We start from the raw sequence: 14,292 nt of genomic DNA, 5'->3' as shown, positions 1-14,292 counted from the left end.
GAGAGGTTTCCTTACATAGGGCCGAGCCGCTCATTCGATTTTAAGGAATAAAAAATGACTATTAAAGAACGTCTCAATAATGATGTTAAAGATGCAATGCGAGCTAAAGACAAAGAATTGTTAGCCGCACTTCGTTTAATTACTGCTGCCGTCAAACAAGTTGAAGTCGATGAACGTATTGAAGTAGATGATGAGCGTATGTTGGTTATTTTAGATAAAATGAGCAAGCAACGTAAAGAATCGATTGCGCAATATGAAAAAGCAAACCGTGATGATCTGGTTGCCCAAGAACAATTTGAACTGGATATCCTGAAGAAATATTTGCCTGAGCCTTTATCTGCTGCAGAAATTGACAATATGGTTCAAGAGGCGATTTCCTCAACTGGCGCTGAAAAGATGGCAGACATGGGTAAAGTTATGGCACTTTTAAAGCCCAGCTTGCAAGGACGTGCTGATATGGCGCAAGTCAGTGCCATGATTAAGGCTAAGCTAAGCTAAGGATCCCTATGTCTGGCTTAATCCCGCAGCCATTCATTGATGATCTTCTCCACCGCACGGATCTGGTTGAATTAATTGACAGCTATGTTCCCTTGAAAAAACGAGGGAACAGCCATCTTGCTTGCTGTCCTTTTCATAATGAAAAATCCCCTTCATTTAATGTGGTTGCCAAAAAGCAATTTTATCACTGCTTTGGTTGCGGTGCCTCAGGGAATGCCATCAGTTTTGTTATGAACTACCTCAATCTGGGATTTGTTGATGCAGTGGAAACTCTGGCTACTCGTGCAGGCTTAACGATTCCACGGGACAAACAAACTGAGAAAAATAATTCCTCTCAGGATCTTTATAAGCTCTTGTCGGCAGTAAGTCTGCATTATCAAAAAAAATTAAAGCATGAAGGGCAACCTGCGATTGATTATTTGCGTGGTAGAGGCTTAAGCGGAGAAATCGCCAAACTGTATCAATTAGGTTATGCAAGCGAAGGATGGCACTATCTTGAAAAAGCGTTCCCCCGTAATCAACGTGAATTGCTTGCCACAGGAATGTTGATTAAAAATGAAGACGGAAAAATCTATGATCGGTACCGTAACCGGGTCATGTTCCCGATTCATGACCGCCATGGGCGCATTATAGGCTTTGGTGGACGGGTACTGGATAAGGAACAAAAACCCAAATACCTTAACTCTCCTGAAACCGTCATTTTTCAAAAAAGCAGAGAATTGTATGGCTTACATCAAATTCTAAGCCAACAAAAGGCAGTAGAGTACATTATTGTGGTTGAGGGCTACATGGATGTGATTGCATTAGCCCAACATGGAATTATGAATGCAGTAGCCACCTTAGGCACTGCGACCAGTACCTATCACATTCAACTGCTTGCCAAACATACCAAGTCATTAATTTTTTGTTTTGATGGCGATAATGCTGGAAGACAAGCAGCCTGGCGTGCCCTTGAAAGCAGCTTGCCGCATTTAAATTTAGGGCTGGATGCCAGTTTTATGTTCTTACCCGATGGGCACGATCCGGACAGTTTGGTTCGTGAGGAAGGTAAAGACAATTTTTTAAAACGGCTCAAGCAAGCTACCCCATTGCACCGTTTTCTTTTTGATAACTTAGCCAAAGACCTCAATTTACTTCGACCCGCAGGCAAAACTCAACTCATTAATTTGGCTAAACCCTTTTTACAAAAAATGGATGAGGGTTCATATAAACAACTCCTTATTGAAGATCTGGCGCGTTTAACTCATATCGAAACCCACCGCTTAACTCAGTTAGTTACTGAGGAGTCTAAAACACCCCCGCAAGAACAGGCCATGACCATTGCCCGTACACCGATGCGTATTGCAGTTGCCCTGCTCCTACAACATCCGGAAATTTATACCCAGATTAAACAACAAATCAACCTTGAACTTTTCGATGCTAAAGAACATGAAATTTTACTGAGCGTGTTAGAACAACTGGAAGCAAACCCGCAAGCCACTACGGCAACATTAATTGAATCGTGGCGTAATCATCCTTATTTTGAGTCCATGAACAAACTTGCGGCCTGGGATCACCTGGTTCCCGAACAAGAATTAGTCAAAGAATTCATTGATATTATCCTGTTTCTACAAAAACAAAATCGTGAATTAACCATACGCCAGCTAATTAATAAATCACGCCAGCAAGGGTTGAATGAGGAAGAAAAAATACAATTGCAAGAGATGTTAAAAGAACGACATATTTGAAACAGAGGCGTGTAAATATTTCGCTATCTTCTCTCTTGCACCTGGGTTCTAAATGCTGACAATTGATCTGTCAACAACCACAAAATGGATTTTATTGTGCATTTTGTATAAAATATGGTAATGCGACGCTTGATCATAATGAACCCAAGCCTCATAAATAGGATGTTCTAAAAAAAGCAGTGAAAAATTACTAGTATGTTGCAAACTACCGGTCTATAATTGTAAGATTTTGTAATCCTAAAGAAGCAATCATTTCAAACTGGTGTTTTAAATACTACATGGTTTGTTTGTTTTTTAGGATTGTGTCTAATTGTCCCTAGAGAAGTGCCTATGACCATGAACGATCAAGAACAGCAAAGCTCACAGATAACCAAAGTCATTAGCTTGGGAAAAGAGCAGGGTTACTTGACTTACAGCCAAATCAATGACCTATTGCCTAATATAGTCGACACAGAACATTTTGATGTCATTATCAGCATGCTGGAAGGCATGAACATCAAGGTATTTGAGTTACCCCCCGGTGATGATGAACTGGCACTTCTGCTTAATACAGAAGAAGTACCTGATATCGAAGAAGCCGCAATGGTACTTGCTTCTGTGGACAAGGAAACTGGACGCACAACGGATCCAGTTCGCATGTATATGCGTGAAATGGGTACAGTAGAACTGTTAACCCGCGAAGGTGAAATCCGCATTGCGAAACGCATTGAAGAAGGGATTTACCAAGTACTTAAATCTTTGGCAAGTTACCCAGAAACGATTCAATTAGTACTTGATGATTACGAGCGCTTTAATGCCCAAGAAATTCGCCTCAATGAAATTATTAGTGGCTTCTCTGACGTTGAAGATGAAGTAGCTCCCGCTGCAAGCATTGGCTCCATGCTGGAAGAGCAACAAATTGATGACTTACTGTTGTCTGATGAAGAAGATGAAGATGGCGAAGGCGGTATTGGCGAAGTCGATGATGGTCCCAATCCAGAGCAAGCCAAAATTTATTTTGATGACTTACGCGATACGTTTGAAGAGGCCATTGCGGCGTTAAAAGAGCATGGTAGAGAACATGCCAAAACGCTTAAAGCTATGGAGAAAATGTCTGAATCGTTCTTAAAGCTTAAGCTCACCTCCAGACAAGTTGATCGCTTAACGCGTCATTTCCGTCAATTGCGTAACCACATTAGAGAATTCGAGCGCGGTATTATGCGTCTTTGCATTGAAAGAGCGCGTATCCCACGTAAACTGTTTATTGATACATTCCCAGGTCAAGAAACCGACATGGAGTGGCTCAATGGTATTATTGCCAAACACGGCAAAAAGCTCGATTTGGTTCGTATCCAGGAAAACACCGACGAAATTTTGCGCATCCAATCTCGTTTGGTCGCATTCGAAGTGGAATATGGTTTGACGATCGGAGAAATTAAAGACATCAATCGCAAAATGTCTATTGGTGAAGCCAAAGCACGTCGCGCCAAAAAGGAAATGGTTGAAGCCAACTTACGTTTGGTTATTTCCATCGCGAAAAAATACACCAACCGTGGTTTACAATTCCTTGATTTGATTCAGGAGGGTAACATCGGTCTCATGAAAGCAGTAGACAAATTTGAATACCGCCGTGGTTACAAATTCTCTACCTATGCAACCTGGTGGATTAGACAGGCAATTACCCGCTCCATCGCCGATCAAGCACGTACCATCCGTATCCCGGTACACATGATCGAAACGATCAATAAGCTCAACCGCATTTCCAGACAAATTCTTCAAGAAACTGGCCGTGAAGCCACCCCTGAAGAACTCGCAGAAAAGATGGAATTGAGCGAGGACAAGATTCGCAAAGTTTTAAAAATAGCCAAAGAACCCATTTCCATGGAAACCCCAGTCGGTGACGATGACGATTCGCACTTAGGTGACTTTATTGAAGACAACAACATCGAATCGCCAATTGATATGGCAACTGCCGAAGGTTTACGCGAAGCAACTCTGGAAATCTTGGAAACCTTAACCCCAAGAGAAGCCAAGGTACTGCGTATGCGTTTTGGTATCGAAATGAATACCGACCATACCCTGGAGGAAGTGGGCAAACAATTTGATGTGACTCGCGAGAGAATTCGTCAGATCGAAGCCAAAGCGCTCCGCAAACTGCGCCACCCTTCTCGCTCAGAGAAACTGAGAAGCTTCTTAGAAGGCGATGAAGGCTAAAAGCCTATCACGAAACAAAGCCCGCATTTGCGCAATGCATAATGCGGGATTCTTCCTATCCCCAAAGATAATAGAATTTCCTCCCCCTTTCTTCAAACACATAAAAATCTTTAAAAAAAACAAAAAAAACTAGCACATTAAACCAATTAAGTTTAAAATGACCACCTCTCCGGGCCCATAGCTCAGTTGGTCAGAGCAGCGGACTCATAATCCGTTGGTCCTAGGTTCAAGTCCTAGTGGGCCCACCAATAAAATCAAGTAGTTACGGTAGTTTTTGGAAAATTTGAAAAAGTCATGTAGACACAATGTAGACAGATTATGGGTAACTTCCTTATAGGCTTATTTACTTTAACTGGAACCTTAAGTGGCATTTGGTTAAAAGATTATCTAGAACATAAGAACTGGCTCTTCCCCATGGCTCTTCCCCATTTCCGGGGGCACTAATCAAGAACACAAAACTTTAACCCTTAACCTGTAATTTTCAAAATTTCTAAACCCGTAAGCACGTCTTTGAATCAGTTTCATTTTACGATGAAACCCTTCCGTAATGCCGTTGTTTTTAGTAAACCGCCACATTCTAACCACTTCTTCACGCCATTGGTATAATGTTTTACCTAGAGTCTTTAGTGACTCAAAAGGACTTTCTTTTAAAAGCGTTACGTATTTAAGAAACAAAGGCAGTAAACGCTTACATTGCTTTGCTGTCCGATGCTTTTTCATCAGGAGTCGATGGAGACGTTGCTTAAAGTGATAGATAGCCGCAATTGCTGGCTGGTGCTGTAAATAGCTGGCTCTTCTATTTAATCGTTTTATCGTTAAATTGGCTTCATTCGTTCTTAATGCAGCTAATAGACCACGTTGATACTTTATTTGAGGGTCAATCTGTTGATAAGTCTGGAGGCTCATCTGATTCAACAAGCGAATCACATGGAAACGGTCAGCCACTATCTTTGCATTAGGAAAATAACGTCTTATTAATAAGCGATAGCTGCTGCTTAAATCAATACACACAACAAGCACTTTATCCCGCCCCTCTAAGGTCTTGAGATAGCTCTCTAAGTCTTTAGCACTACGCCCTTCAACCACATCAAAGATTTTGTGCTTGGCTAAATCACAAAAGGTTGTCGCATACCCAACCTTTCTATTAAATGAATGCTCATCAAGGCCTAATATCCGAGGACAAGAGCGTCTCGATATCTTTTTATAACGGAGCTCATAACCATAGTGATACCAACGCTCTACAGTCGATTTGCCCAGCTTTAAGTCCCGAGACAAATCTTTTTGACTCACTCCCTTACTGTGATAGTGAAATACTTGTTTTCGTAAACTCTCCGTCGCTCTTTGATGTTTCCCTATCCCAGGAAATCGCTGATTAAAATAACGACCACATGATGGACAATAATACTTATGAGCTTTTAAACACAAATAACTACGTCGCAATCCAATCGATTCATGACGGATTCGTCTTATAAAACTGTCCTTTTTACGTAACTTCTTATTACCACAATGAATACAGCGAACTACCCAGCGATAGCTTACCTCTATGTATACCGGGTTTTCTCCACTTACTCTTTTAATAGAATATCCAGGCAAATTTAGGATACAATCTTTCTTAGGCATTTTAATCTTCCTTTTGACCGTCAAATCAAAGGGTTAGTCTAGACTAACTTGATTAAAATGCCCCCTTATTTGGGGTAGAGCCATGTACTTTTTTTCTTGAAAGCTTATTAAGCCAGCATAACCCAGCTTTAATCAGGGGGATTGAGTTTCGATCGTTCCTATTATTTTTGCTCATCATCTAAGCCATATTGATGTCTTCTCAACGCTTCATCTTCTGATGTGCGTTGTTTTTCTGCCTCAATTTGCCTCTTAAGTGATGCTATGTAATCTTTAGCGAAAAGAACCACATCACGATTTTGTTCCTCTAACCATAGTTCGATTTCTTTCATTCTTTCTTCATAGATGTATATAAAACCTTCTGCACCCTCAACAACTCCCGTTGATTGCAAAGCAATGGCTACGGCATTAAGTAAATCCTCGTTGTTATTCGCAACCTTGATCAACTCTTTGCATATTGGATATATGGATTTATTACCATCATAACCACGTAATATATCGGCAATAAAAAAGAGCGTAAGATCATCACCCGTATTCACAAGCTGAATCAGCGATTTTTCAAAAACAGGCTGCTCTTCAAGTTTTGGAAAAATTAAATTTAATAGCCTTGCAGCATTATAAGTAAACAATCTATCGTCAAATTTCTTATAAGATAGAATTAATTCAATTATCTGCTCTGGAACTTTAGAAAGAGGCTCAGAAAGCGAGCTAAATTGAAATGGAAGAGCCTCAAATCTATCGTCAGACTTTTCCTGAGGGAGAATGATGCGTTCACAGAAAAATTGCACTATCCTTCGAGGTACCTGTTGAGCAATGGGTAATAAGATCTCTTCAGCTTCATGACCAATTTTTTTTAGGCAAAGTAGATTTGTTAAAACAACATCATAGTTACCTGCATCCATTTTATCGAATACACTGACATACTCTTTACTGAACCACAAATCAAATATCCAATTTGGGTATCGTAGTTCTGTGCATTTCTCAATGGCAGGTATCATAACCTTATTAATGAGTTTATTATCACTGTTTTTATGTTGTGCAGCTGAAGTAGCAATTATTTGACTTAAAAGATGAGTATTTTCTGATAGCTTAGCTTTATCAAATAATTTTTTTAGAGTCGATAGTTTAAAGCTGGTGGTAAATTGCAAGAACCTTGTAAGAGCAAGAAAAAAAACACCATCTCTAATCCAAGAGGAAATAAGGCTAGAAAGCACATTCTTTTTAGGGCTCTGCTCAACTCCTCGTAGAATTGGAACAATAAACCATTCAAGTTCTTCGGGAAACTCTGATAGCAGTTGTATCGCGATTTCAGACGATTCTTTTCCCAAACACTCTAAGAACTTCCCAAAATAAGGAAAGGTCGCCATATCATTTGAGCGAATAGCAGCATATTGAAAAATTCGGCCTTTCCAGACTGCATAATTTTGGTCATCAATATCTCGAACAAGCTCAATAATCTTTTCTTCCCTTATTTTTCTTTCTTGTTCAAAATGCTCTTTTATCCGTTCTCCTTCCCAGTCATGAAAAATACTTTCAAACCCAATGAGTACACGAAATATTTGAAATTCTTCATTATCATTCAGTTTCTTTTTGACTACTAATCCCGCTTTTTTTACATCGGGACTCAAGCTGCCTAAATGATAGTAAAGCCAGTAGGCATTATGCTCTATAGTTTGTAGTACTTGGAGGTCTTCTGATTCAACAATACAGTCACTCATAAATTGCAGAACAAACGTTGTATTATCTATTATCATTTGTTCTATTTGTTTGGTTCGCTGGGAGGCACTAGAAAACCTTGTAGCTGTAAGCATCACATCCAATAATTTTTTTTTGGTCTCAGGATTAGCAAGTTCGAAGTAAATTTCTTTTAAAAGTTTTAAAGCATTCTGCCGTAATTTGATTAGTCCTTCTTCTGGAGGTACAGATGCTGTTTTAAGTGTGACAGTATCGTATCCCCACGAAGCGCCTTCAATTGAAGGAGATAGAACTTTTTGAATACACGAAAAAATAGTATTCAAATATATTTTCCTTTCCTCTTTAGAAAAAGATTGAATTTTTTCAACAATTTTTTCTTGTGGCCACCATCCTAAACCATGAAACTCTTTTCCATCACCAGAAAAGACTTCTAAATTATATTGAGCAATGGCTTCAAGTCCCCTAGTTGCTTGCTTCCTAACCTCTTCATCCTCATGAATAGCATATTCAAAAAGAATATTTAGAATTTTTTCAATGTCATGATAACGTACAGTTTCTAAGGCATTAAATATTTGAATGATTAATTTTTCCTTAGTGTCTATGCTTTTTAAACTATCTAATGAAATATTAGGGATTTCTGTATAACTTAACTCAATGGAATTTAAGCGAGGAAGGAATTCAAGATATATTGACACAACCTCTTTAGGAAAGAGCCGGGCTATAATCTTTAGGATTGCAATTTGTTCTGAGATAGCATCGAATTCAATGCTCGACTTTAACTCTCCAGCTGCTTTTTTAAGCTCGCTTTCAATTGCATTAAGAGCACGCGGGTCTTTATTTGCCTTAGTAATAAGAAAACCAATAATTTTCTTTTTTTGTTTAAGATCCATGATTACTCTTACTCCAACATTCCAATGATTTCATCCATCACTCTTTCACTAGCAGCATGACAAACTTCTTTATCTCCGACGATATAACGAGTTCCGAGATCTTTAATATAGGGATTGGGTTCTCCTGAAAGTAATACTGCACATGCCTCTACTCGTTTAAGGTTGTACCCCTTCGAACTTACCATCTGAAAGAGTACGTCATGTGTTGGAGTATCAAATGCTACTAAATAACCCAATAGCCGCAAATAAATTTCACTATCTTGTTTATAAATTGCTTTTGCAAGAAGTCGATCAAGCGGGTTATTTTCTACGTTATCATTATCCGCCTGCACATTTAATTCTAATTCTTGAGTATCTAGTTCTGTTTCTGGCTGAGATATCCCAGCTTCTTCTTTACGCAATATATCAAGCAGTTCCTCAAGCGTTATAGGATGATAGCCCAAGCTTTGAAGAGCCTTTGACATAGTATTATCATTTGACAAAGCATATCGAAATTCATACCCTTCATGTTCTGGTGTCTCTAGAGCGTTCTTAGCCGCCTCGTATATCCATGCATCAGGAATATCTTGACGATTTTTTCTATCTTTGAAGGGTGGTCTACCGTGAAAATAAGCATCCCAAGTCAAATCAATATGTTTTTCTAATGGTGGGTAATCTTTTATATTGTTCTTTTCTAGAAACTCTTGGACAACGTTTTTACTTCTTTCGGAAAGATAAGCAACATCATCAAACTCCTCAAATATAATTGAATTCAGTAATAATTGAGAGAAATAATTTGTACCTCGGTGTGAAGATATTTTATGTCTTAATGTATTTAGGTTATTTACTAAATCCATTACTTTTATTGTCCGCCATTCTTCTAGACATAAACTAGATGTACATAAAATAACGCCCCCTTTCTTAGCGTAATTAAATAAAGTGTTATACCCCTCATCTGTAGGTTTGTATCTTTTAAAAAAACCAGTTTCCAAAAATATTATGCAGTTTCCTGACAATGGCATATGTCCCTCAAACTTTCTCAAAGAGTACTAAATTAGTAATAACTGAATAACATTATTATAGAAACTCATTTCTTCGATACATTTATCGTTTTCTAGGTGAAATTCCGCTAGCCCTATAGAATAATGCATTAAATTTAAATCACGATTGAGTTTTTAAAATTACTGCCCCATGACTTCTTGTATATGAATATATACTTCAAATTTTCATAATCTTATCATAATTACCCACAGGATTAACTAACCTAAGTAGCGTCAACGGGGTCAAGCCTTGCTTTTTTCCCTGGAGGTGCAGTTTGATTCATAATTTCGGAATCAATGGGATCAAACTCGACTGATAACATGTATAATTTATGAACATAAATTCACGTAAGCATATTGTCCAATATCTCAGGGACAAAGGGGACATTTGGGGCTGGCGCGTCACTACTAGGTTTTAGCCGCCCCCACCCTGTGCCATGAAGGTGGGGCATATGGGACTTATTGAAACCTATACCCACCAATAAAAATCCATTCCATCATAATAATTCCTTTAAATTGGATATAGGATTAAAAGTAAATGAAGGCATAGCAGTTGCCTTTTTCTTTTTGTCCTGATTTATGGCCAGTCCCTTCGGTTGCTGATCACTGACATCCCTTTGTGAATACCCAGGCTTTTGACCATTCAAGTATTTCAATACGTATAACCTGAACGTATTGTAAGTTGCTGTGAAGCTCCCCTCATTCCTAAGCGTTTCCCATATGATAGTAATCGACCATCCTTTTTCCAAGGCTTCGGAAATGTCTTCGCGCATAGCCAGGAATGCTACTTTATTTTTTCTGGCGTTCATTCTTTGTCGACCCTGTTTAGAAGTCATTATGTTTTCTGTTAAGGATTTTTTCATTATCGATTCACCGTAAAAATGGTTATTCAATCCTTTGAGGTTTATTGTTTATTTGTAACTACTCACCCAACTTCTACGTCCTGCGGCTTGTCCGCAGGATCCATATGCCCTATTCAAGATCTCTGGACCCCGCGGACAAAGCCGCGGGGCGTAGGGATAGGTATTTATGTTTATTTCTATTTATTTTCGACCTTTTAGGTACCTAGCTACTCCCTTTTTGGTAATTTTCGGTAATTTATTATTTATTTTTGTTTATTCATGATTATTTTCGTTATTAATCGTTATATAACGAACAATTACGAATAATTACCAAATTGTGGTTCCAAAATAAATTTAAAAATACAGGGCAAGATAGGTGAAGTTAGCTAACCTGCAAGCAGGTTACCTAATTCACTTCGCTTATTCGCACCTGCGGTGCTCAATGTATAAAACATAAAGTCCTCCCCAAAAGCGCCCCAATAATTAACTATTCGGCATCCAGTACTTGTTTAGAAAAGACATACAACCGTGGCGTACCAACCCCTTTGATTCTTGGCTTGTGGGATGCCTTACCATCATTGGTTGGAATCAACCAACCGCACTCTAATAATATTTTGGTTACTGTGCGTTGATCAAAGCCCTGACAAAGCTCATTTTTATACACTTCAGTCAATACCATAAAGCGGCGAAAACCTTCGTCATCAGTTCGATAAAAACCTGCTCGATTAACGACTTTCTCATTATTAGGAGCATTAGCGTTATCAAACCGGCTGGCACCATGCAGCTCAAAGAATGCCCTTACCTGCGCTTTAATGGCACGGTCTTCCCGATTACCCTTATCACCAAAAGCAAGCAACCATGCTTTAAAGCATTTCTTTGCCGCAGCGTAAGATTCACCTTTCTGCCAACCAGTCAGATTAAATTGAGTAGCAAGCTCACCCGCAGCACCCACTAAAGCAAAACGTCTGGCCACGCGGATGACTTGACCGGTTACATTCGAATCAATAACCGTATCGACAAACTGCTGGATCCCTTGGTTAATCAACCGAGCAAGAACATCTTGGTTTGTGACCACAAACTGTAGCCATGCTTCACCCACTGCCCCGTAATACTTGCTTGAATAGTTCTTAAGCGTAAGCGCGAGGCTAGCTGGACTTAGTTGTTGATGTAAGGTTTCAAATAGTCCCATGCCGCAACCCGCGTCAGCTTCAATATCCGCTAAGCGAATTTCTTGCCCTGCATTACAACGCTGGCCAATTCGTGCCATTAAGGTAGCAAGAGATTCTTCACCTGCTGATAGAAATATCAAAGCCCACTTATTCGCGGCTTTAATCGTACCTAGCTTTGAGGCTCTATTTTTGCCTTGGCCATTTGCAAGCAGATAAGCAGCTTCACCCGCCTCCCGAGGATCGATCTGACTGAGCTCATCAAGAATCAATAAGCCATCGTTATGCATTGCTGCCAATCCTTCTAAGCCATTAGCAGTGGCACGCCATAAGCGTATATATGAATTAGGTTTACCCCATACCGATGCAGCCACATTAAGTGCCGTGCTTTTGCCAGAAGATGAAGCACCCCGAAAATGAAAACCACCAGAGTCTTCACCAGCAAGCCGTGCAATGGTTGGAGCAAAGGCACTGGCAATAGCAAACACCAGTCTTGAATTACCTATGGCAAACTTGGCTATAGAGTTTTTCCATTCTTCAGCACTCCCTGAGGTTGATAGTGATGATTCAATGGCATTGGTATTTTGAAAAACGATTTTTTCTTCCGATTGGCCAATAGCCTGCTTAAGTGTAACAAATACTTTGTTATGCCAACCTAGCTTATCTACACAACGTGCTCGCGCTTCTACCGGAAAGACTTGCACATAAGATGTTAATAAATCCCGTGCATGGTGACCTGGCGAAATGGTTAAACCTAATCTTACTAACTCTCGCCGTACTTCTGAGGCATCCCCTTGCAATAAGGCCAGTGGCATTGCCCATTGGTGCGTTATGCCATCATCATCCTGCCATTCTAATAAGCGACCCCATTCGCCATTATGCGCATCACGCGTTTTTGCAGTTACGTACAGTGGCGAACAGATCCACCGTGGTGCAAGTTCATTGCTATCTTTATCCCTACCCAAATAAAATACGCCTTTATTGTTTATCTGAAACTTGCCACCGGCATAGTCACAATAGGTTATTTGCGATTGGTGGTCGGCTTGTTTGACTTTTGCATCAAAAGCGATAATTTGATTGTTGCTCATAATATTCTCCAACATAGGCTTGCAAAGACGACACAAGGCAACCTTTGCTGATATTTAATTCCAGACAAGTTGATGTGTGCTATGAATAGCTTTGTTGACTTGTTGAGCTATAAATTTTCTGTTGAATATATTCGAGAACATCGCTTTTGCGATATAGAACTTTACGACCAATTTTGATGTAGGGGACACCGCCACCAGCCCAACGATTACGTTCAAGCAAGTGAGTAGAACAACTAAGAACTGCGGCAATGGTGTGTTGATTAAAGAGAGCTGATTGGGGGGCTAACTCAAATTCATTTAATAGGTGTAACCGAGTTGTTTTTGGTGAAGACATGAATACCTCCGTTTCATAATACATTCAGCATAGAGCTGACTTTTTAATGTATTTTTCATTATGCAATCCTTTGATTAATATTATTTAACAAACACAGCACACTGTATTAAACAGTTGAGCGATGCTTGCGACTCTTTCCTGCCCATTAGGAATGGTTAGCAGGTCTGGCTTTAACTTCAAGCTCGACCAGAGTATTGCTGATTTGCTAAAACTCTGTCAAGCAAAAAAGTTCGAATTAAAAGAGGTGTTATCAAATGATATTGATTGGTATTGAAAATCACTTTAAAAATGAAGGTGTCCCATACGTCCCATGGTTCCAAAATAAGACAGGGACGTGTCTAGCCCAGTAATGACGCGGGCGTCCCTCTTGTCCCTTTCGTCCCAAATATTTTTTAATTGAACTAAATGTATTTGCAATCCATTTTGGACGAACCTATAATCCATATTAGACGAACCTATAATCCATATTAGACGAACCTATAATCCATTTTGGACGAATCTATAATCCATAATGGACGGAATCATAATCCATATTAGACGAAACTTAGGATACCTTCTTGAATACGAAAAAAAATAATTTTCCAAGGCAACTTAAAAGTCGAATGGAAATTGCCATGAAGGATACACCCGTTGTTTTAATAAACGGGCCTCGGCAATCAGGGAAGACCACTTTAGTCAAAGAATACTCGCCTTCCTTACCCTACTTCACATTGGATGATGACAATATTCTTAATGCAGTAAAACAAGATCCTGTGGGTTTTGTTAATCGAATCGATAAAGCAATCATAGATGAAATTCAACGAGCGCCAGAATTACTCCGTGCGATAAAACGTTCAATTGACGAAAACAGACAGTCCGGCCGCTTTTTATTAACTGGATCAGCCAATTTACTCGCATTACCTCAAATTGGAGATAGCTTGGCTGGTCGAATGGAAATATTAACCTTATTTCCACTTTCTCTGGCTGAAATTCAACATAGAGAAAATCACTTTATAAAATATGCCTTAGACCAGTCCTGGCCAAATCAAGCAACACGTTCAGAGCAATCAGACATTATTTCACAGGCTCTGACTGGTGGATATCCAGAAATGTTAACGAGACCTACTTTTGAAAGACGAAATGCTTGGGCTAAATCTTATATCAAAGCAATAGTAGAACGCGATGTAAAAGATATCTCATCAATAGAGAAATTAGTGGAAATGCCTCGATTACTGGAGGTACTG

General features: G+C 39.4%; 10 protein-coding genes and 1 tRNA gene. 5 read left to right on the top strand and 6 right to left on the bottom strand.

Annotated elements, in window-relative coordinates:
• Positions 1-54: 54 nt before the first annotated feature.
• The 4 genes from OQJ26_RS13020 to OQJ26_RS13005 all read left to right on the top strand — a co-directional run bounded on the left by OQJ26_RS13020 (position 55) and on the right by OQJ26_RS13005 (position 4,666).
• Positions 55-498: a GatB/YqeY domain-containing protein gene (locus OQJ26_RS13020; RefSeq protein ID WP_265704199.1), complete on the top strand. Its 444-nt coding sequence runs from the start codon at positions 55-57 to the stop codon at positions 496-498.
• 8 nt (positions 499-506) lie between these two features.
• Positions 507-2,225 (top strand): DNA primase, encoded by a 1,719-nt coding sequence (gene dnaG, locus OQJ26_RS13015; protein ID WP_265704198.1) that lies wholly within the window; start codon positions 507-509, stop codon positions 2,223-2,225.
• A gap of 330 nt (positions 2,226-2,555) precedes the next feature.
• Positions 2,556-4,418, top strand: a complete 1,863-nt coding sequence (gene rpoD / locus OQJ26_RS13010) for an RNA polymerase sigma factor RpoD (RefSeq protein ID WP_265704197.1) — start codon at positions 2,556-2,558, stop codon at positions 4,416-4,418.
• Positions 4,419-4,589: 171 nt separating this feature from the next.
• A tRNA-Ile gene (locus tag OQJ26_RS13005) sits at positions 4,590-4,666 on the top strand.
• Between the two features lie 196 nt (positions 4,667-4,862).
• Here the strand turns inward: OQJ26_RS13005 and OQJ26_RS13000 are convergent.
• From OQJ26_RS13000 to OQJ26_RS12975, 6 genes are all read right to left on the bottom strand, one after another.
• Positions 4,863-6,038, bottom strand: a complete 1,176-nt coding sequence (locus tag OQJ26_RS13000) for an ISL3 family transposase (RefSeq protein WP_265704196.1) — start codon at positions 6,036-6,038, stop codon at positions 4,863-4,865.
• Between the two features lie 161 nt (positions 6,039-6,199).
• Entirely contained in the window at positions 6,200-8,620 is a 2,421-nt protein-coding gene (locus tag OQJ26_RS12995; RefSeq protein ID WP_265704195.1) for a hypothetical protein, read from the bottom strand.
• A gap of 8 nt (positions 8,621-8,628) precedes the next feature.
• A complete protein-coding gene (locus OQJ26_RS12990; RefSeq protein WP_265704194.1) occupies positions 8,629-9,621 on the bottom strand; it encodes a PIN domain-containing protein in 993 nt (330 codons plus the stop codon).
• Between the two features lie 515 nt (positions 9,622-10,136).
• Positions 10,137-10,502 (bottom strand): TraK family protein, encoded by a 366-nt coding sequence (locus OQJ26_RS12985; protein ID WP_265704193.1) that lies wholly within the window; start codon positions 10,500-10,502, stop codon positions 10,137-10,139.
• Between the two features lie 466 nt (positions 10,503-10,968).
• The gene (locus OQJ26_RS12980) at positions 10,969-12,735 is read right to left on the bottom strand and encodes a DUF927 domain-containing protein (RefSeq protein ID WP_265704192.1); all 1,767 of its coding nucleotides are present in this window, start codon (positions 12,733-12,735) and stop codon (positions 10,969-10,971) included.
• A gap of 79 nt (positions 12,736-12,814) precedes the next feature.
• Positions 12,815-13,069 (bottom strand): MerR family transcriptional regulator, encoded by a 255-nt coding sequence (locus OQJ26_RS12975; RefSeq protein WP_265704191.1) that lies wholly within the window; start codon positions 13,067-13,069, stop codon positions 12,815-12,817.
• 557 nt (positions 13,070-13,626) lie between these two features.
• Between OQJ26_RS12975 and OQJ26_RS12970 the strand changes: the two genes are divergently transcribed.
• Positions 13,627-14,292 (top strand): ATP-binding protein (locus tag OQJ26_RS12970; RefSeq protein WP_265704190.1); only part of this gene is annotated, 666 nt, incomplete at its 3' end.

Origin of the sequence: Legionella sheltonii, assembly GCF_026191355.1 — a bacterium.
GTDB classification, from domain to species: Bacteria; Pseudomonadota; Gammaproteobacteria; order Legionellales; family Legionellaceae; genus Legionella; species Legionella sheltonii.
Note: the sequence above shows the minus strand (reverse complement) of the source record. Positions and strands in the feature narration are given on the sequence as shown.

Coding starts and splice junctions, on each gene's coding strand:
- dnaG (WP_265704198.1), top strand. CDS start 507: ATGTCTGGCTTAATCCCGCAGCCATTCATTGATGATCTTCTCCACCGC.
- OQJ26_RS13020 (WP_265704199.1), top strand. CDS start 55: ATGACTATTAAAGAACGTCTCAATAATGATGTTAAAGATGCAATGCGA.
- OQJ26_RS12980 (WP_265704192.1), bottom strand. CDS start 12,735: ATGAGCAACAATCAAATTATCGCTTTTGATGCAAAAGTCAAACAAGCC.
- OQJ26_RS13000 (WP_265704196.1), bottom strand. CDS start 6,038: ATGCCTAAGAAAGATTGTATCCTAAATTTGCCTGGATATTCTATTAAA.
- OQJ26_RS12985 (WP_265704193.1), bottom strand. CDS start 10,502: ATGAAAAAATCCTTAACAGAAAACATAATGACTTCTAAACAGGGTCGA.
- OQJ26_RS12990 (WP_265704194.1), bottom strand. CDS start 9,621: ATGCCATTGTCAGGAAACTGCATAATATTTTTGGAAACTGGTTTTTTT.
- rpoD (WP_265704197.1), top strand. CDS start 2,556: ATGACCATGAACGATCAAGAACAGCAAAGCTCACAGATAACCAAAGTC.
- OQJ26_RS12975 (WP_265704191.1), bottom strand. CDS start 13,069: ATGTCTTCACCAAAAACAACTCGGTTACACCTATTAAATGAATTTGAG.
- OQJ26_RS12995 (WP_265704195.1), bottom strand. CDS start 8,620: ATGGATCTTAAACAAAAAAAGAAAATTATTGGTTTTCTTATTACTAAG.